This window comes from Moritella sp. 28 (assembly GCF_018219435.1).
GTDB lineage: Bacteria > Pseudomonadota > Gammaproteobacteria > Enterobacterales > Moritellaceae > Moritella.
On record NZ_CP056121.1, the window covers coordinates 2,563,544 to 2,584,223 of the forward strand.

General features: G+C 39.0%; 15 protein-coding genes and 1 pseudogene. 11 read left to right on the plus strand and 5 right to left on the minus strand.

The features are described 5' to 3' along the window. The first annotated feature begins 247 nt into the window (after positions 1-247). Positions 248-2,074, plus strand: coding sequence for a hypothetical protein (locus HWV02_RS11485; RefSeq protein ID WP_211687823.1), 1,827 nt, complete (start codon positions 248-250; stop codon positions 2,072-2,074). A gap of 65 nt (positions 2,075-2,139) precedes the next feature. Here the strand turns inward: HWV02_RS11485 and HWV02_RS11490 are convergent, their stop codons facing one another. Continuing rightward, positions 2,140-2,871 carry a PEP-CTERM sorting domain-containing protein gene (locus HWV02_RS11490; protein ID WP_211687825.1) on the minus strand — a complete coding sequence of 244 codons (732 nt, stop codon included), beginning with the start codon at positions 2,869-2,871 and terminating at the stop codon, positions 2,140-2,142. A 322-nt stretch (positions 2,872-3,193) separates the two neighbouring features. Between HWV02_RS11490 and HWV02_RS23010 the strand changes: the two are divergent. Both HWV02_RS23010 and HWV02_RS22850 read left to right on the plus strand, forming a co-directional pair. After that, positions 3,194-3,250 (plus strand): annotated as a pseudogene (locus HWV02_RS23010) (hypothetical protein); the annotation flags it as partial. A 96-nt stretch (positions 3,251-3,346) separates the two neighbouring features. After that, positions 3,347-3,682 (plus strand): TRAP transporter large permease subunit, encoded by a 336-nt coding sequence (locus HWV02_RS22850; protein ID WP_255550290.1) that lies wholly within the window; start codon positions 3,347-3,349, stop codon positions 3,680-3,682. Here the strand turns inward: HWV02_RS22850 and HWV02_RS11500 are convergent. Continuing rightward, positions 3,657-4,595, minus strand: coding sequence for a bile acid:sodium symporter family protein (locus HWV02_RS11500; protein ID WP_211687827.1), 939 nt, complete (start codon positions 4,593-4,595; stop codon positions 3,657-3,659). The two genes, HWV02_RS22850 and HWV02_RS11500, sit on opposite strands and share 26 nt — an antisense overlap. Positions 4,596-4,891: 296 nt before the next feature. Between HWV02_RS11500 and HWV02_RS11505 the strand changes: the two genes are divergently transcribed. From HWV02_RS11505 to HWV02_RS11520, 4 genes are all read left to right on the plus strand, one after another. After that, positions 4,892-5,314: a hypothetical protein gene (locus HWV02_RS11505; protein WP_211675544.1), complete on the plus strand. Its 423-nt coding sequence runs from the start codon at positions 4,892-4,894 to the stop codon at positions 5,312-5,314. A 398-nt stretch (positions 5,315-5,712) separates the two neighbouring features. After that, positions 5,713-7,365 carry a chitinase gene (locus HWV02_RS11510; RefSeq protein WP_211687829.1) on the plus strand — a complete coding sequence of 551 codons (1,653 nt, stop codon included), beginning with the start codon at positions 5,713-5,715 and terminating at the stop codon, positions 7,363-7,365. Between the two features lie 1,453 nt (positions 7,366-8,818). Beyond that, complete coding sequence (locus HWV02_RS11515) at positions 8,819-9,619, plus strand: hypothetical protein (protein ID WP_211687831.1); 801 nt, start codon at positions 8,819-8,821, stop codon at positions 9,617-9,619. A 444-nt stretch (positions 9,620-10,063) separates the two neighbouring features. Then, positions 10,064-10,564 (plus strand): hypothetical protein, encoded by a 501-nt coding sequence (locus HWV02_RS11520; protein ID WP_211679873.1) that lies wholly within the window; start codon positions 10,064-10,066, stop codon positions 10,562-10,564. Positions 10,565-10,719: 155 nt separating this feature from the next. Here the strand turns inward: HWV02_RS11520 and HWV02_RS11525 are convergent, their stop codons facing one another. Then, complete coding sequence (locus HWV02_RS11525) at positions 10,720-11,916, minus strand: hypothetical protein (RefSeq protein WP_211687833.1); 1,197 nt, start codon at positions 11,914-11,916, stop codon at positions 10,720-10,722. 402 nt (positions 11,917-12,318) lie between these two features. On the opposite strand from HWV02_RS11525, the gene HWV02_RS11530 reads away from it, so the two are divergent. Both HWV02_RS11530 and HWV02_RS11535 read left to right on the plus strand, forming a co-directional pair. Then, positions 12,319-12,663: a helix-turn-helix transcriptional regulator gene (locus tag HWV02_RS11530; protein WP_249185529.1), complete on the plus strand. Its 345-nt coding sequence runs from the start codon at positions 12,319-12,321 to the stop codon at positions 12,661-12,663. Between the two features lie 59 nt (positions 12,664-12,722). Next, on the plus strand, positions 12,723-13,982 hold the full coding sequence (locus tag HWV02_RS11535; RefSeq protein WP_255550291.1) for a type II toxin-antitoxin system HipA family toxin: 1,260 nt from the start codon (positions 12,723-12,725) through the stop codon (positions 13,980-13,982). 103 nt (positions 13,983-14,085) lie between these two features. Here HWV02_RS11535 and HWV02_RS11540 read toward each other — a convergent pair whose 3' ends face one another. Both HWV02_RS11540 and HWV02_RS11545 read right to left on the minus strand, forming a co-directional pair. After that, entirely contained in the window at positions 14,086-15,738 is a 1,653-nt protein-coding gene (locus HWV02_RS11540) for an ABC transporter ATP-binding protein (protein WP_211687835.1), read from the minus strand. Further along, positions 15,735-17,345, minus strand: coding sequence for an ABC transporter ATP-binding protein (locus HWV02_RS11545; RefSeq protein WP_211687837.1), 1,611 nt, complete (start codon positions 17,343-17,345; stop codon positions 15,735-15,737). The genes HWV02_RS11540 and HWV02_RS11545 overlap by 4 nt, the downstream gene beginning before the upstream one ends. Before the next feature lie 604 nt (positions 17,346-17,949). Between HWV02_RS11545 and HWV02_RS11550 the strand changes: the two genes are divergently transcribed. Together HWV02_RS11550 and HWV02_RS11555 are read left to right on the plus strand one after the other, a co-directional pair. Then, entirely contained in the window at positions 17,950-18,573 is a 624-nt protein-coding gene (locus tag HWV02_RS11550) for a bifunctional 2-polyprenyl-6-hydroxyphenol methylase/3-demethylubiquinol 3-O-methyltransferase UbiG (protein WP_211675569.1), read from the plus strand. Between the two features lie 252 nt (positions 18,574-18,825). Further along, positions 18,826-20,565 (plus strand): bifunctional UDP-sugar hydrolase/5'-nucleotidase, encoded by a 1,740-nt coding sequence (locus tag HWV02_RS11555; RefSeq protein WP_211679878.1) that lies wholly within the window; start codon positions 18,826-18,828, stop codon positions 20,563-20,565. Positions 20,566-20,680 lie beyond the last annotated feature (115 nt).

The following is a 20,680-nucleotide window of genomic DNA, read 5'->3' on the forward strand; positions in this document are numbered from 1 at the left end:
GATACTCATTAACTAAAGTAAACTTAATTATGACTAAAATCACAATTTAAACAGTGACTTACAGTTTTGGTTGGTTTTTGATTTCAATTATATCCAATATTAATTATGGTTATTTATTTAAAAGAAAACAATCATATTGAATATATATTTTTGATTTCTTAGTAATCTTATTTCTGATATAAAAAAACCACGTTAACAGCATTGCTGCTTGTTAATTGTTAATTTAAGTTAAAATAAGGATATTTTTATGAGTGCAAATGATACTAATTTATCTGATTATAAGTTTGATGTAATGGTTGCAACAACACAAAAAAGTATTAATGCAAATTTAAAACGATACATGAGAACGATAAAAGCCGAACCAAAATATATTTGTTTTGTGTTTTCAGTGGAAGTGGGTCATCCGGTTATAAAACCATTAGATGATATTATAGCAGAATCAGGCATAAATCCTTTTGAGCTTCCTGAAGGTATTGAATTTGGAGACAGCAGAGTACAGGCCTTACTTGGGGTTAAATTTGTCGGTGGACTTCAGATGATACCTGGATTGCCAGACATGGAGGCGGGTGATATACCAGACATCATTGAAATTTTTGTTGATAATTCGGCGACAGTGAGCTGCAATTTATTATTTTCTGAGTTCAAAGTCGTTGAAATTGTCACTGGTGCATACATAGAAGATTCTTTTAATATTAATTATCAAGAAAAGAATCAAGCATGGCGACTACTTACAACCGTAAATCTAGAAACAATGAATCTTGATCCAGCGTTAAACACAATATACTTTAATAATCGTCCAGCGCAGAAAAATGCAATTCTTGAGAAGATAAATCAATTAGAAGAGGGCACCTTTAGTTTAGAACAATTATACCTTGATTTGACGAATGCTAAATATCAAAAGATAGAAGGCATTGAAGGGGTCAGTGAAATGATGGAGATCTATATTGAGAAATATGCTCAGCCCCATTATGATAAAATTCTCAAAGATAATGGAGAGCCTGTTATTTCTCTTAGTGCCGCAGATAATCGTCATAACTCGAGTTTAAAATTAACTGGCGTACAAAGAACGGGTCTAAAATATGTTGATGAGAGTACACATTTACCTGTTGTACACCCAACACCGGCTCAAAAAGCGCTCTCTACATTCAATTATATGTGTGTAACTGGTGATCATCAGTTACCTGCACCAGCTACGCTTGACTGGAATTGGATTAATGAAGAAGAGGCAGTACAGGATAATGGTGTGATTGCTGTGAGTCGCGATACCATTACTACGTTTTACAAAGGGCTAATTCTTCCTTTAGCATCATCAAGTATGATTGCACCTTCGGTTGATGTAAAGTGCGGCTTTTTTGCTATTGGGGATGTGACTTTTAAATGGAAGTTAGCTAGCAATCAGAAACCAACAGAAATACTCACTCCAAAGACAGGTGAAGATCTGCTTATTGTTAAGTATAGAGGAAAAGATTCGGATGAAATGAAAGTCCATATTAGTATGTTCCCATATACTGTTAATTATGGTCAGTTAACAATTAATTCTGATTATGAATGTCGCTTGTCTGTCAATGGGAATACAGTGACAGTAACACAAAATATTACAATGTATGTTTCAGTTCAACATATGGATGCGGTAGGAAAGGGCAAAGTCATTAATAAAACGATCACAGAAAAGCATGAGCTTTATGTTGATCATTCTGGCCAGATTAAAGTAAAGCATAAATCGACAACGAAAAATGAACCTGATGATATTAATTTTGATGAAGCTTGGTATACGTTCGGTAATGTATCTGATTTAGTCCACGATATCGAAAGAGAAGCTGAGAAATTGGTCGATACACACCTTAAACAAATACCAACTAAGACATTTGAAAGTTTTGTATTTCCAGGTGCCGATGTATTCACTTATAAAGATGTGAAATTCTCTAATCATCAAGATCTAGTATCAAAAATTAATTATCAAACGACGTCTGCAGTGCAAGATTTTGAAAGCGAAGGCATGACATCAGAAGAAAATAGTCAAGTTAGTTGTAGTTGTGGACGAACTAATAGCAATATTGCAGCATTGGTTGAATAATTAAGCTCATAATCATCAAATAAAGCCGCGACAAACGCGGCTTTATTATACGTTAAATTAGATGTTTACTCATCTCTCTTCCTTTGTAGTCTACACAAATTCTTAGATGCTAGTAATATTATCCCTAATGTTAAAATGGCGATTGAAGATGGTTCAGGTACTGACGGGCTCACTTCTTCCTCGAATCCTGCATAGCGAACCTGTGATTGAGAAAAGTTATAAAAACCAAATTTGCCTGTATTAAAGCTCCCTGACACATCAAAGATATTCGTACCATCAATACCGATTTTAATTCCAGTCATTGTAAAGTCTAAAGTGAAATCGTAAACAGTATTATCTGCCCATCCGTTACTTGGATCATAGTCAGATGCTAGGACAGTTATATCTGAACCTGTATGATCCCAATAATTTACATTTGGACCGCTAGTTTTTGACAGCGTAAAACCAGATGGAGCATATCCCCACGATGAAGAGTTTTGAGTACCTTGCTTCCAATCAAAAAGTAAAAAATCATTACTATTATTATACCCGAAAGCAAAACCTATATAGTCGTCGTCACTTGTAGTTTCAACTCCAAAAGAGCCCTCAAATATACTATCTATATAGTTCGAGTCACTAAGAAAGAAAGTTGGATCTCCGTTTGTGGTTTGTAAAACGCTTGTTCCTGTGCCATCTACGGTCCAAGTTCCTCCAGAGGTAGGTGTCCAGGTGTTTAAGTCAAGCAATCCCGCATTAACAAAGCTGCTCATAGATAAAAATAAGACAGCTAAACTGGTTTTCAACATTCTTATATTCATATGCATTCCTTATTGATACCTAATATCTTTTAGTTATTTTGGTAAGCGTATTTTGTTGCTTATAGCAATAGCACTTTAATAGAGCAGCAATAAACACACCAAAAATTAAATAATAGTAATAACAAATGGTTGAAGCATAACTTAATATTTTATGAACCTTTTTGTAAAAAAGGCCGACAGTACAAAATCAGCATTATAAATGCTGTTATAAACACTCTATTTTTAACACAATCATTAGGAACGTTAATGTTTAAGAGCATTATAATTTGTTGTACTCATTAATGATGAATTCTGGCTCAGTCTTACACCTAAACAGCAACAAATATTAACGGTTGCTGCACATCAGGTAGAAAAAGAGCTACGTGGGAATATTGCGGAAAAAGAACATGCAGCTTTAGATAAGATCAAGAAAACGTCTACACAAAGTATCTCATTAACATTAACCGAATCATTCAGTACCCCTCCAGCATTTATCTTGTCAATTTGTTTTAGCCTGCTTATTATCGGCTTATTTCTAGAGTCTATATCCATGTTGCTGCTGATGATGATGCCTGTATTACTGCCCACTATTCAGCTAATGGGGATCGATATTATCTGGTTCGCGATATTATTCGTGATGATGATTGAATGCGCTCTGGTTACTCCACCTGTCGGCTTAAACCTATTTACGATACAAGCAGTAACAGGCAGCCCAATAATCGATATAACTAAAGGTGTAACTCCTTTTTTCATACTCATTTTATTGGCGGTTTTGATTATCTACCTGTTACCAGAGATCGCGTTATTTATCCCTTATCATTACACGGGGTAGGAGGTGTCTCCTCACGCTGCGACCAGTATCCAGCCAATAATGCACCGGATAAATTATGCCACACAGAAAATATAGCCGCAGGTAAAGCTGCCAGCGGAGTAAAGAATTTCATCGCCAGCGCGGTCGCTAACCCCGAATTTTGTAATCCGACCTCTAATGAAATGGTTCGACAAATCGTTTTATTGAATCCCATTAAACGGCAACAGATATACCCAAGCAATAATCCAATGCTGTTATGCAAAACAACAGCAAGTGCAATCAAGGGACCAAGCTGTGCAAATTGTTTTGCATTAAGTGCGACAATAATCATAATTGCGGTGACAATCGATAGCATAGAGATAAGAGGTAATACAGGAGTAATACGAGTAATTTTACTTCCTATCAATTGATTTATTAGCAAACCGATACTCACAGGTAATAATACAATTTTAACTAGGCTCCATATCATCACAGCCACTGGAATATCTACTTTTTGGCCAATCAATAACTCTGCCAATAAGGGGGTTAATACGACGCCAAGCAGTGTTGACGTTGCCGTCATGGTGATAGATAAAGCAACATCGCCTTTAGCCAAATAGCACACTACATTCGACGCAGTTCCACCTGCTACAGTTCCAACTAATACCATACCTATCATCAGAGATTCATCCAAACCCATAAATAAGCTAATCATTAACGCGACCAAAGGCATAATAGTAAATTGTAGTAATACTCCAGCACCAACCGCATATTTATACGTAAGCACATTGATAAAATTACGAAAACTAAGTGTTAACCCCATGGATAACATAATGATAATCAATAATGGAACAATATAACCTTTGAAAGGAATCAAAAGGTCGGGTTGAGCATAGGCGAAAATAGCCCCCAAAAGTGCCCATAGCGGGAAAAGAGCTGTAATTCTATTTAACATGTATTATCCTTTTTAAATTTGTGCGCATTCATTTGCAGCTGAAGTATGTGTAATTAATTGTCCAGTTATTGGTTCCGTTTTAAACGTAGATCGATTTTAACCCTTTTAAAACATTAGCTATTTTGTAATTTTGTGACTAAGCATTATAGTCAAAAGGGGTAGTGTGTAAACACATCATCTTTACCCTTATTCATTTCTTTTAAACCTTGAGCACTCATAATAAATTGGCTAGACGAAATACCCATTGTTGGGTATTATCAATAATTCTATTTTTAACACAACAATTAGGAACGTTAATGTTTAAGAAAATAATATTATGTCTCCCCGTCATTTTTTCAGGGTTTACTTATGCAAGCTGTAGCGTGCCCAATAGTTTGGAAAATATGACGTTGATCAATCATGTTGAATCCCAATACAGTGCAACGAATCCGAATGCAGGAGCTATATCGAAAGTTACCTATACGACAGATCGTTATCTTAACGAATTTCTTAATAAAGAAATTGGTCCTTTCACTGGATCTTATACTTATAAAGTACTCGACGATGAAAATGGTGTCGGTATCTATTTGGGTGACGAAACAAAACCACTGAACAAACCCTCACATACAGTTATCTTCAAATGCTTAACGGATAAATATGGTATGGCGATCTTTACTCAAATAGCCGGCGCTAATGAGCCTGTAGGCAGACAAAATACTCTTACCTATACGATAATGTGAGAATGATAGGTGTCTGCAATGACATCGCCAACTTAGGTACAAGCTAAGTTGGCTCATCTTAAATAGCGCATGTTATGTAAGGCAGAAAAATAGATAGCCAACACGATTAATCAAGCATGAGAGCGTTAAGTTAATAAAGAGAAAAGGGCAGTCACATCAGTTACCACCTCTAACAGATCGGACCTTTTTGTGATAACCCATCACGTGCAAGGTATTGATAATACAATTATTGACATGATATTTAGTTGTGATAATTATGCATCATCCAGAAAATATTGAGTTGATTATTTCGCTTAATTCAAATAATTAGATATTTTCCGGAATGGATTTTTGGTTTTTTCAATGAACCAAAAAATGATGGATATATGCCTAGGATTGGCATTATTTAAGGATAAATCATGTTTAAACGTACATTTCTATCTACTTTGATAGGCTATAGTGTTGTACTCAACAGTTATGCAATGAACCCACAAGAAGACCCACTGAATCCAACCGGATTTATCGTTTCTCAATCAGAAGTTAAAGCTGCAGAAGATGCTAAAACATTAGACCCTATGTATGATATTTGGGCTCAAGCATTACGCACACAACCTAACGCTGTGGTCGACGTTATTGAACCTGGTTTAGTTTCAAATCCAGACAATGTTAAACGCTTAGAACGTGTTTTCCCACAAACTGAATGGGACTTCTTAACGAAGATGGCCGCTCCTGAATATACCTATACTCGTTTATTACGTGCTGTTGGTAAGTTTCCTGCATTCTGTGGTGAATACACAGATGGCCGTAACTCAGATGCAATTTGTAATAAATCAATCATTACTGCATTTGCTCATTTTTCACAAGAAACGGGTGGGCATATTGCTAAAGACAATATCTCAGACAACCCGCAAGCCTTAGAAGAGTGGCAGCAAGCGCTTGTACACGTTCGTGAGATGGGTTGGTCTGAAGGTCAAGAAGGGTACACGACAGGTTGTGGTCAGAACGATTGGCAAAATGCCCGTTGGCCATGTTCTGCAGGACAAGGTTATTTTGGTCGTGGTGCTAAACAACTTTCTTACCACTTTAACTATGGCATGTTCTCTGAAGTCATGTACGACGGTGATGCGACTGTATTGTTAAATAATCCAAGTATAGTTGCTGATTCTTGGTTAAATTTGGCGTCTGCTGTTTGGTTCTTTTTAACTCCACAAGCACCAAAACCAGCAATGTTGCATGTTATTGACCGAACATGGTCTCCGTCACAGCGTGAAGCAGATGCCGGAATTACTTATGGTTTTGGTACCACAATCAACGTTATCAATGGCGGGATTGAGTGTGGAGAGCAAAACAAAACTAAAGGACAGCCAGTTAATCGAATTCGTTACTGGGAAGGGTTATCAGCACACTACCAAATCCTTCTTGAGTCTGATGAAAAAAATACATGTTTTCAACAAACACCCTACGGCAGTATTAATCTGAATGGCGCAACTGATGTGCTTTACACAAACTGGGATGGTAACTGGAAATATTACGCGGACCGTCCAGGTGGCGCTTCCTTTGAGTGTGAATTAGTTGGCTTTCAAACTGCTTATTCAGCTCTGGTCCCAGGTGATTATGGAAAATGTGTCACAAACTTCTTTGGCTCTCATGCAGGTTGGCCTGAAGTTCGTATAGTACCTGACAGTGAAATGCCAACTATACCGACTGAACCGACAGATCCCGGTGCAGGTGGTGTAGCGGCTTGGGATGCCAGTAAAGTTTATGCTTCGGCTGGTGAGCAAGTTAGTTATAAAGAGTCTATCTATGAAAGTAAGTGGTGGACACAAGGTGATTTACCTGGCGCAGGTGGACCATGGTTATTCATTAAGGCTGTAACAGTCAGTCCAGTAACTGCGACCTCAGTTGATTCATCTCCAACTAATTTCATTATTTGGGAAGATGGTGTGTCTCAAGTAGCCAGCGGTGACAAGGTAACAAATATAGGTAAGTGTTTTATTGCTAAAAATGCTCCTGGCGTTTGGGATACTCCAGCGGTTTCTAACAACCTGTGGGACGAAATATCCTGCCAATAAGTTAGTCTAAATCTAAAATCCTCGTTAGTTAACGGGGATTTTATGTTTTGGTGTTTTAATATGTGTGAAGATATTTGATTTGATCATATTTTGGATAAAATATGATCAAATCATTTAGATGCATATCATATACTTTATGGTAAATAACCCAAGTGTTAAATTGACAACATCTAAAACTGTCACTGCCTATCAAATAATACAACCGGCCATCAAATAGGGTCTTATCTCAGATCACCACAAACCCTATTTAACATAATATACATTATGCGCAGTGTTGTAATAAGTCCCAGTTAGAGGCGTCAGGATTATCACCGTTAGAAATGTCATGTTCATTAGCCATTATTCTGTTCAAACCATTCTATTTACTACAAAATTACCGTGCGCTACGTGAAATCTGAAATGTTTTGCCACTATAGTTACAGCAGATTTCACAGAGCGCGCATGTTATTTTCGGGTTTGATTATTAAAATTACCTAGCTGACTTCAAATGTTCGAGTTCTTTTAAGCGCGTGAATATTTTTGCATAGCCATCAAGTTTCGTTCATCACCGTCATCAATATCTTGTGATAACAATAACGCACGCTACGTAAAATCTAAGTTAGCTTTCCTTGTGATTACCAACGTGATTTACACAGCGCTCATTATAGATTTGTATTATCAATAAATAGATTCTGTGATCACTTGTCTGTTTTTGATTTAGGAATCGATTAGCTAAGTTTGGATTTACAGTTCTTAGCCTGGTAATAATTTTGCTTTAATCTAACTGACCATTAAATATGATTTTGTTTACCTGGCATCATTCAATGCGAATTAGATCAATATGACTGAACCAATCTAATTCTAAATATACTAATTGGAATTTAAGATGCTATTTTGAATCGATCCTACGTTAATTTTACTAACTAGGATGTTACTTACTGATTCAGATTTCACGTAGCGTCACGTAAAATAGCTATGCTATTGATTAAACTGTTAATAATAACGCTAAAGTCTCGGTTTTGCGGAACGCCAATTAACACTGTGTTTATATACAGTTAAATATCTACCCCCGTAAAATCCTGACTTTTAATTATAGTTTAGAAATATTTGGTACAAGCTCCCTATCCTTTTTTTATGCTGATAAGACGTTTAAATGTTAAGGTTGGACATAAGAATGATTGTGTATAATGATTCGTTTTCGGTGCATTAATAGCGTTAATCATGCCTAATGGTTGATTTATGACTCATTAAACAAGGTTGTATTTAATGCGCCATTTTAGGTTCATTATAACTACTTTGCGGTATAATGAGTATGTAGAACACATAACTAAGCCGAATCAAATTTAGAACCTTATGGCGTAATTTAGGGCTTTGATATTACTGCATAGAACAAAGACACTCTTTAGATTCTAATTTTATTAAGAGTAGATTATTAAAAATAATGCCACCTAACATCAAAGGAATGTTTTACAAAATGCACACAAAGAAAAACTATCTTGTAGAACCCGAGCAAAGTCTACACCAACTAGCGATCTTCAAAATTATATTCATGCTTGGAACAATATCTTCGTTTGTATTTTTTTGCGTTCAATGGCCCCACTTAACAAATAGCATAGATCTTAATGATTTAGTGTTTAATATTTTAAAGGTCCCACTTTCAGCGGTAGCTGTAACCATTTCCTTATTAGCAATAGTTGCTGCCATTCATCGCTCAGCTCAGACCGCAAAACAAATTGAAATTTCAACGTATCAAAATAATATCTCTTGTTACTATAGGCACTTAGATGAATTCAAATTGTTTGTTGAAAACAGTGCAATACTCAAGAAAACATATGAAAAAAACACAGTAAAACGCATACATGATGAATTATGGCCTGATTACTTAAAAAGTAATTACAATATAAGCAAGAAGAATTTAGACGGATTTAGACATTGCGTCAATAATATAACTAAGTTAATTATTGACGCCAACCCCTCTGAAAAAGATTTGGAGCAGTGGCTAATCGATTTAAATAGACTGATTAAAACATTTCACTTAAAAGAGTTAAAACAAGACTTAGAGCACGCGCTTGATAATGATGAAAATCAACTTATTGGCATAACATCAAACGCATTTCATATAATTTTAGAGCTATACTCTTTTGAAATGGGCTCTGAATACCCCCCTGAACACCAAAATGCTCAACGCATAGTGGAGCACTCTCCACTATTTAACGGTGATGAAGACATTAGCAGTTGGTTAAAAAAAGAATTACCTATTCGATACATAAGATAAGATAATTTAATAATCAATTCGCATAATTCGGATTATGTATAAATACCGCTTTGCGGCCTGTCTGCCTGTTCCAGTATTGCAAACGGATTCTTATTCAACATAATCACGTTTCTATTATGCGCAGTGATGTAATAAGCCCAGATAGAGGTGTCAGGATTGCCACCGTTAGAAATTTCATGTTTTCAGACTTAACGTAGTATTATGTGAAATGTCTATACTATTGATTTTATTGTTAATAATAATTTCAAAGTCTCGATTTTACGGAGCCTCAACTAACGCTGTGTTTATATACAGTTAAATACCTCCCCCCGTAAAATCCTGACTTTTAACTGTAGTTTAGAAACGTTTGTTACAAGACCCCTATCCTTTTTTACTGCTAGCAAGATGTTTCAGGCTGGCTATAATGTAATATTAAATTATGACAGTGTATTGGAGTTAATATTAATGGACGTTCAAGAATTCATATCTAATGTAGGTGGACAAACCGCCATTATTATAAGCTTGCTAGCTGCGCTCTGGGCTATATGCTCAAATATAATAACCAATAAAAGAATAAAGACTCACAAAAGTAAGTTAGAAGAGTTAACTCGTATTAAAAAAGACAGTGATTACCGAAAACTGGAACTATATAAAACAGTCTTAAAACCATTAACAGACCTAACGGCCAAAATTCCTGAAGAAGGAAAATTAAGTCTTGATGATATAAGCCAATTTGATAAAGAAAGACTAGAGGTCTCTGCACACTTAGCTTTATTTGCTTCAAGTGATGTATTTGATAAGTTCACCGAATTAGTCGATTACATCCATAACTCGCAAGTACAATTTAGTACTATCGATGAATTCGAATTTGAAGTGTTCCGCGCCAAAATGCTTAAATTACTCAGTGAAATGAGACGTGACATAGGCTTTCACAATGATGAAATTACTTACAAAGGCTATAGATAGATTAAAGTTAAAAGACTAATGGGTAGTCTCAATATGAAACTTGCCCTATTTGTTCAAAGCTAGCTCCTTACGATTGTACTTTCTTGCTTGAAAGATCTAATCGTAGAGCTAGCTTTGAGTTTAAATTATCTTTTCTTATTCCGAACTTAGGTTATTTAGTAATCTCGATTGTTCAACTCGATAAGCTCTAGAATTAACTGCCGTTTACGACCAACGAAATCCATACCTACAGCACCTGCAATATGTTGACTCACCTTCTCTCCGTGAAGGGCACTCTCTATCGGATTGCTTTCTTTTTCCTCCATAAAATACCACGAATCAACCGCATCAGTTAGTTTTTGTACAACGCCTAAGTTTATATCTTTAACAACCTCACGCTGCTCTATATTAGAGACACTTTCATAACAGCCCAACCAGCGATTTTCACGCTTCACTCTTACCGCTACTTGTGCCGCTAGGCATAGTTTGCTCGGAATCGAGCCGAGAAAAAAGTTAGCAACGCCAAGCGCAGTATAGCCGCCTGTAGGGGTACAAGGTATATTGAAAGACATGACTTTAAGTCTTTCTTCATCTAGCGTATAAGCCTCATCTACTAAGTCTTCAAGGTACTTTCTGTGCCCTTTCATAAAGTGCTTATTTGAAAATCCGCCAGCCTTGTGCTTAGAGTAGTCTCCAAACATTTCAGAGGCATCTTTAAATGTCTCTTTTTGCTTCGATTTAATCTTGTGAAATAAACACAATACTTTACCTTGGCGAATACAATCACCGACGCCAACCTTCCAATATTCAGAAGTTGGCATGATACTTTTAGAGAACATTGTCACTATCTTTTTAACGATAGAATAGGCTTTGCCCTTATAATCAAATTTAATGACGATTGGCTCTTTGTTCTGTACTGCTAATATTAAAAGATTAGTAATATCAGACTCTATATCGCCTCCCAGTAAGTTGATAGGACCATGAACACCAATGAGCTTACCGCCTTTAACCCCGACACGGATATCAAAGTATCTAATCCCTGCATTAAATTGAGAGGTAAGATTCAACTCCTGAGTGACCGTCCCTCCTCTCGCGAGCCTCCTGATGACCCCACCCGTAAACCTATAGGTCAAGGCATCGTGTGACCCTGGTAACGTGTAAGTAGCCAAAGGCCTTTCAGCTAGCACACCACCTCTATCTGATAGACACTTTATCCAGTTATCTAATTTAGATACATTAACACCTTCAGTTCGATTTAGACCCCTTGGACCACGAAAGCCGGTATTCATGTTGGTGACCATCTGAATCTGGTTTAGATTATCCCCATAAGTTAATTGAGCATTGTCTAAATTGCTAAGGTTTTGATTGTTCATCGAAGTTCTCTTATTTTTCCATATTCAATAGAATTATATTTACATCTTTTATAACCATAAAGTGTAGGTTAATACTCTGCGTATCCTTGATTATTAACACATTACACACTTAAATATGGCACATCAACACAATGAATGTAAGAAACGTAAGAGATGTAAGGGGGTGTAAAATAGCAGAATAAACGACAGGGTTAGGCCATTGTGAATAATGTATAAAATTATATTGACACCATCGTTCACCATTTAAAATAATGGTTCATATATGGAACATTACTGGTGCTTCAAGCCGTTAACGGATGATTTATGGAACATTAAGTTAAATCATATTAATGTTCCATTTAGAGAGCATTAATGTGATTTTTAACCTATAATGTACGTATAACAGAACATTAAAGGGTTGATATGAATTATTCAAACATGACAGCACCTGCAATCACCACTGTGATTGGTGAAAGGCTAAAAACCTACCGCCTTAACGCGAACAAGACCCAAGCATCAATCGCTAAAGACGTAGGATTAACCCGTAAAAAGATAGCCAATGCTGAGAATGGGCAATGCTCACTCGAAACCATGATTATTATTATGCAAGCGCTAGACGTTATAGACCAAATCGATATTTTTCTTCCGGCAACTCAGATATCACCGGTTCAGCTTGCCCAGCTACATGGGAATGAACGAAAAAGAGCATCTAGCCCAAGAGAACAACAAAAACAAGAACCTGAAAACGAGGATAACCTAGGATGGTAAAAGAAGTTATTGAGGTCAGTTACAACGACCTTGCTGTCGGCGCTGCCAGCTACGACCCAGTGACAAAGCAAAGCGCGTTTGAGTACGATCCTAGCTTCATTTCTAGTGGGATTGAACTATCTCCCCTAATGATGCCACTCTCTAAGAAAATTTATTCATTCCCATCAATCGATCATGCTACTTTTAAAGGTCTTTCGGGGCTTTTGGCTGACTCTTTACCAGATGATTTCGGTAATACAGTCCTCAATGCTTGGGTAGCTCGAAACGGACGATTACCCAGTGAAATAACCCCGCTTGAACGTTTAAAGTATACGGGAGCGAGAGGAATGGGTGCATTGTCTTATTCTCCGCCAAAGAAATACGGTAACTCTTTCAATAAGTCGCAAGAGATAGAGATCAAGTCTCTGGTTTCTGTCGCTCAAAACATTCTCTCTGAGAGACAAGACTTTGGCGTTGAACTTGATCATGCTGGCCGTGAAAACAAAGACGCCATGTTAGAACTTATGTCTGTCGGAATGAGCGCAGGTGGTGCCAGACCTAAAGCAGTTTTGGCATTTAACGAGAGTTTTAGCGAAGTTAGATCCGGCCAAGTTGAAGTCCCTGACGGATTTACCCATTACTTAATGAAATTTGATGGTGTCAGTGAGCATAACAAGAACAAAGAGACATTTGGTGACCCACTAGGTTACGGCGCGATGGAATATACGTATTATCTCATGGCAAATAAGCTTTGCGGTATTGATATGATGCCAACTCAACTATTGAACGAAGGTGATCGTCGCCACTTTATCACTCAACGTTTCGATAGAATCGGAAACAAGCGCGTACACGTGCAGACCCTGAATGCAATGGCACATGTTAGCTACAAGCAAGCGGGCTCATACTCGTATGAGGAATTGTTTGGAGTCGTCCGTCAACTAAGACTGAAAGCGCCAGAGGCTATGCAGCTATTAAGACGCTTAATCTTTAATATCGTATCGCGTAACCATGACGACCACTCAAAGAACTTTGGATTTATGATGAGCGATGCCGGTACCTGGTCTCTTTCTCCGGCTTACGACATTGCATACTCATACAAGCCAGATAGCGACTGGGTCAGTTGTCATTGGATGACTCTCAACGGTAAGCGTGATAATTTTGAGCGTAGTGATTTCTATAGCCTGAGTACACTAAGTCCCCTATTTACTAAAAAACTCATAGACGAAACCATCGACGAGATCACACAACATGTATCTACGTGGCGTACACTCGCTACCGAACAAGCTGTCCCGCTATCGTTAATAGATGAAGTCGAGTCAAACCTAAGGCTTAATATTTAGGAATTAATCACAAAGGTGCGACCAGAATATTTGGTTGCACCTTTTAAGCCCTTCACACTAAATGTAAACAATCCTGTGTGACCTCTTTTGAAACAAAATCGTACTATGCTGGTTCCGATGCAATCGTTTTGCTCGGCTTGGACTTAGTATTGTGTAACTGATGGGTGACAGTTTGGCTTTGTATATTAAATTCCATTGTCGGTTGCCAGATACTTGCTTCTCTGTGTGTTACCACAATTACTGTCGCTTTTAGAGAATGAACATGTTCTGCGATAAGTCTCTCGGTAGCATCATCAAGTGCCGACGTGGCTTCGTCAAAAATCAGTATAGGTGCTTGCTTGATTAGAGCGCGTGAAATAGCCAACCTTTGTTTCTCGCCACCGGATAACGCTGCACCTTTTTGCCCAATAAGTTGATGAATACCTAATTCAGAACGATCTATTACCTCACTTAACTGAGCATGCCTTGCACATCGCTCGATTTCTTCATCGCTCGCATCGGGTTTACCTAAGCGGATGTTGTCTGCCAAAGTCCCAGTGAAAACAATAGGATCTTGTGCAACGTAAGAAAAATATTGAGTGAGCACGTCGTAACGGGTCTGTTTTATATCGACACCACCCAGGGTAATTCGACCTTGTGTAGGGTCATCAAATCGCATCAGCAAACCTAACAGAGTACTCTTACCACCGCCACTTGGTCCATTAATCACAACTTTCGCGCCTTCTAAAATTTCTGCGTTTGCACCAATAAAAATGTCTGAGCAGCCAACATTATGTAACTGTAATTTGTGATGATTTGGCTGCTGAGCATTTTCTGGTTTAGGCTCTAGCAAGCTTGGTACCGTGGATAAATGAATATAGTCTTTAATCGCTGCGCGCACATCATTAATCGCAAACCCAGCCAATGCTAACTCGCCCAAAGGCGCTGCTGCTCTAGTGATGAGTATCAAAAGCGATAAAATCAATAGTGGCTCTGTTGTACCAGAGACAACCAAGTAAGTCGCCATACCTGCCAGCGGTAAAATTGTCGCGAGCGTCGATACAAATGTGGTTTTAGATGCGGCACGGTTGATGCCTTTGTGAACTTGTTCTTGCTTAGTCCAACTTGCTTCAATTCGTTCAACTGCCCGCTTTGGACCCGCGGTCGCGCGCAGTAGATCGAGGTGGTCGATCAGTTCGAGAGTGTATTTGGTGGCATTCACATCTGCGCTGTGTCGATCGCTATCGGTATGGATCAGTGCCAATTGCGCTTTATATTGAATGAATAACGCGCTTGCGAGTAATGCTGCACTCAGCGCCGCTATGGTTAAACCATCAACTAGACCAATTCCAACCACCAGAAATAAAGGTAGGAGTGGCGCGTGTAGGAAGGTTTGCAGTTGGTGAGCTGGTATGCTCATAAAACCAGGAATGCCACGCTCTGCTAGTTGAGTTGTTTGCGTTCTGTGATGGTCGGTAAACCAAGCTAGCTTTGCTTGGCTAAGTGCTTTACCAAGCGCTGAATAGAGATCACCAGTAAGTTTTGCTCCGGACAAAAATCCAGATCGAGTGACTATCACAGTTGCCAAGATTGCAGTAGCCGCGGCCACCAAAACATACATAGGTGGCCGCTGTTCAACTATGGCTAGGGCCAAAACAGTGTAGGCTGCAGCTTCCAGTACGGCAACGAGAACCCAACCAGTGCCAACAAGGAACAGCCGACGTTTTGCCTGTTCTGGAAGTACGTTACTAGCGGAATTAGTGCTGTTGTTCGTCATACTTCTTCGTCCTGTTTGTCAGCGTTTCGAGTTAATGTCAGCGTAAAATCTGTTTGCTTAGCGAGGTCAGAGTCATGGGTTACTACAATAATGGTTTTACCTTGTTGGTGAGCCAGTGAACACAAGTTTTGCATCACAAGCAGCGCAGTTTCCTTATCAAGGGCGCTAGTAGGCTCGTCAAGTAAGATGATGTTGGCGTTACTTAAGAACACGTTAGCAAGCGAGATGCGTTGTTGTTGCCCGCCTGAGAGAGAGGATGCGTCCGCTGCAAGATCAATAATCAACTGGGCGCGGCTCAGTGCATCGCGAAACGTATCGTCAGTCGCATCTGGTGTAGCCAATTGCAGATTCTCTCGCACCGTTGTTTTCAAAACACCGGTGTTTTGGGGTACGAAGCGTATTGCATTATGTCGCGATATTTCATCAAGGTCTGATATATCATCATGGCCTAGGGTAACGGTCCCTGATGAAGGCTGTTCGTAACCGGATAAGATACGTAAAAAAGTACTTTTACCAACACCACTCGGGCCCATAATGGCTGTAAAAGAGCCCGGAAGAAAAGAGTAAGAAAGATCGTTAATGATCGTTTTTTGCTCGGTTACAACCTTGATGTGTTCGGCATGTAACGAGTCTGATTTACTCTCTCGCTTGACTTGGCCTGAAGCGATGGTGCTTTCTTGTAAAAAGTCGCTGATGTGTTTTGCGGCGTTTTTACCTGCCGTTACATAGTCTAAGCCGTGGCCCAACTTTAGCACGGGTGTCACGATGGCAAGGCCAAAAAAGAAAACCGAAGCCATGGCCGAAGGACTTAACTCATAGGAAATCGTGTAAGCGATAGCTAAAGTGGCGACCGCTTGTAGCAGCGCGACAGAAACCGCAGCAGCAAGTGCAACATTGCTCACCCACTTTACGATACCGTCTGTAAAGCGTTGCGTGGCATGTCGATAATTGGCAATGGCGCCCGATTGAGTACCATAAATACGGTTGACTCGGATGCCCCTTGTGTAGTCGTTCACTGCAGTAACAATCTCACCCATAATGTTCATGCGTTCAGTGCCATATTTGGCCGCATACTTGGGTAGAAACAGCAGATAGTAAAGTGAGGCGATAAGACCAGGGATAAGGGCTAAAAGCGCAATTGGCCCAGCCAAACTCAACATGATGAGAATGGACGCTAATGGCACCAACATAAACGTGACAAATTCAGACGGTAAGTGGGCAATCATATGGTGCAGTGTATTAATGTCCTCCGAAACCAACCGGCGAAGTTGATTCTCACCATATCGAGAGACGGTTTTGCTTGGTAACCTAGCCAGATGCTGAGCCACTTGACGGCGTAGTTGAGAGGCAAATTGGGATTCAGCTTCATGAACCCACCAGGATGCTAATGAAGAGACGGCAGCACTAACGATCCAAAGGCCGATTGCACTGAAAATCCATTTACTCGAGAGGTCGTCAATTAATTGTATTAAGCACAATAGTGCGCCTATTTTTGCGAGTGCAGCAACCACTTCAGCAAAGGTTCCCAGCATAAGTTTGGCGATGGCTGGTTGCAACGCAGGTATGAGCGTAGGTGTGAGATAGTGTTGGCTGATTTTGTTTATCATACTCTTCCCAACTTATTGAGGTAGTGAAAAAAGGTGTGGGATTGATATGTTGAGCGTATAAGGCTCTCACCACTGGTGCTTTGGATGCCGTAATCAGGTTTTAAGTCGTAAATAATATGTTCGATAATCGAGCCTTCGTTTTAATCTTGTAGTAATGCTCATAATATGAGCAATATTATTAGAATTAGCAATTAGTATTTCCGGTTGTATAGAAAAGTTAGCGATATAAATCAAAGTGTTGATAATTTACTGGGCATGACAACATGGGCATGACAACATGGGCATCAATATATCAGGGCAACACTATCCACCAGAGATTTATGATACCTAATTGCGATCAAGGCTTTGAGGGAGGTTTAAAGCAAGTAGAGCTGAATCACTTTGATTTATATCCCATTTAATTACATATCTTTAATTTATTTATAACGTTTCACAATTTACAAGGTATTCACTAAGGGGTACCCTGTGAGGGTGTAAAATATCTTTCAAAGGATATTGCACTGGATAATAGTTATTGAGGAGGTTGCCATCTTGCTAAGGTGGAACCAGGGTTTGAATCGAGACGTCTTACTATACAAACGTTAGCACAAAATATGAGAGCAATATGAATAATTCTTTACGGGAAACATATAATAGTTTTGCAGATACTTATGACGTAAATAGAGGGGCTTTTGATATATCTGACATCCTCAACTCGTTTTATTCTAATTTAGCGTCTAAGAGTGGAAAATTACTTGATCTTGGTTGTGGTGCTGGAGAGCCTGTTGCCAGCTATTTTATAGATAATGACTGGCAAGTTACAGGTGTCGATTTTTCTGAACGTATGCTCGAGTTAGCTTCAAAGTATGCGCCTAAAATGAAGGCTGTTAGAAGTGATATCAGTGATGTAAAATTTAAGTCAAATGAGTTTGATGCAGTAACAGCAACGTATAGCCTTTTTCACATTCCATCTGAACTTCATGTCGATCTTTTTTCCGAAATATTTAAGTGGTTAAAACCCAAAGGAAAACTTCTATTTACTTATGCAACGAAGGAAGCTACTGGGGTTGAAGAGTTTAGCGGTTATATCAAATTCATGGATACTGAGTTTTATTACAGCCACAAGAAACCCGCTGAGTTATTTTGTGATTTACAACGTATCGGATTTACAATTGAGGCTCAGGAATATCATACAATCTGCAATGAAACACTCTTGTGGATTACGGCGCAAAAACCTGATAATAAGTAAAACAGCGAGTCCTTTAGGCTGGATAAGAAAGGACTACGTGATTATCTTTCATAACCATGGCTTAATCGAATACTATCAGTGTCGTGGTTCATTGAGGTAGACCTCCTCGTTGGAGGCTTTTAGATCTAGCACTAAAATCGTCAAGTTTAGTATATTATTTAGTGAAACATGCAACACTTAGTGGCATGCTATCGTTATTGAGTAATCTCATTCTCTTCTGACACTAATTAGGTGGCAAGGTCTAGTTAAATAATGATAAAGAATAATAAGCCAGTTAGAATAACTCTCGCACATATAAATGACACGCACTCCTACTTCGAACCTCAGTCACTGCAGTTACAGCTTAACGTTGAGGGAAAAAGTATATCGCCTTATGTTAGTAATGGCGGGTTTTCCCGTATAGCGACCAGAGCGAAACAACTTAAAGCGACAGCCCTGCAAAATAATCGAGATTTTATATTTGTTCATGCTGGAGATTGCTTCCAGGGGACGCTCTATTTTTCGCTGTTTAAAGGTAAGGCCAACTCAGATATGCTCAATGCACTGGGCATTGACGTGATGACAATTGGCAATCATGAGCTAGATATGGGTAATGAACCTGTGGCTGCATTTTTAGATCGTATTCAGTTTCCACTGTTAGCTGGTAACTGGGACCTTTCTAACGAAATACAAACTAAATCTCATTATTTAAACGGTCGTTCAAACTTGTTCTCTTATCAACCTGATGAGAAAACTGCACGCTGGATGACTCGTGTTGTAGATGGCGAGTCCATTGCAATATTCGGGGTATCATTGGATAAGATGGCCGATATAGCGAATGTAGATCCGGACACGCCATTTATTAATGCCTTTGAAACAGCCACAAATACTGTTCGAGCTATCCGAAAGTCAGGTATCAATAAGATAATATTAGTGAGTCATCTAGGTTTTGATGGTGATTGTGAATTAGCGAAAGAAGTGGATGGTATCAGCTTGATTGTTGGCGGTCATAGCCACACGCTTCTCGGCGATTTCAGTGACTTAGGTCTGAAAAAAGAATCTGAATACGGGCATCAGGTTAATGGTACTTATATTGTTCAAGCGGGACTTCATTCACAGGCACTTGGTCACTGTGAGATTGATTTCGCAGCCGATGGTTCGGTTAACACTTTCAAGGGCAAAAATGAGCTGCTTATTGGTCGCCGACTTTGTCTTGATGCAAGCTTGTTAACAGCCAATGATGACGAAATCCATGCAAAGGCGAGCCTCTACCTCACTCAACACGAAAACGTAGTTGTATGTAAAAAAGATGCGACACTACAAAGCTTGCTACAAGATAAATATATCCCTAGAGTACGTAAGCTACAAAATACCGTGATTGCTAAATTAGCAGAGAATATGCGACATGTCCGCATTCCTGATCAGAAGGGTGGCAGTGTTATTGCCCCGCTAGTAGCCGAATCTTTTGCTCATATGATGAATAAGAATGGTCATCGCGTCGACTTTGCAATTCATAATGCTGGAGGTGTGAGAACGTCTTTACACCAGGGTAATATTTCAATTGGTGATATTGCAGGTAAGCTACTTCCCTTTGTCGTTCCCATTGGTGTTTATCGTATCAAAGGCAAATATATCGCACAGGCACTAGAAGGTGCAATCAACAACGCCACCAATAATGGGGTTCTAGGCTCTGGCTCGGGAAGCTACCCTTATACCTATAACCTGAATTTTAGCTATTACGGCGAACGCCCCCTTGGTGAGCGAATTGCTAAACTTACTATTTATACGGAAGAAGATGGTTGGAACGATATCGATCATGAAATGATTTATTATGGAACCTCTTCCGCTTATACAATGAAAGGTAAAGAAGGTTATGAAGCACTAACCATGATGGAAGGTGATGGGATTGTTACCCAATATTCGATGGCAGATTGCTTCATTGATTTTATCCAAACAAACTATAAATCTACTTCACGTGAGCAGTTGTGGCATGGAGCCAATGTGAGTATATAATTGATGACTCTACCTCCTAGCCATACTTGATAACCATAACCAACTGTATGCGCAACGCCGAGGGAGCAGTTAAAACCTGTAAACAAATGCAGGCTTTAACTGCGTAACATCGTTA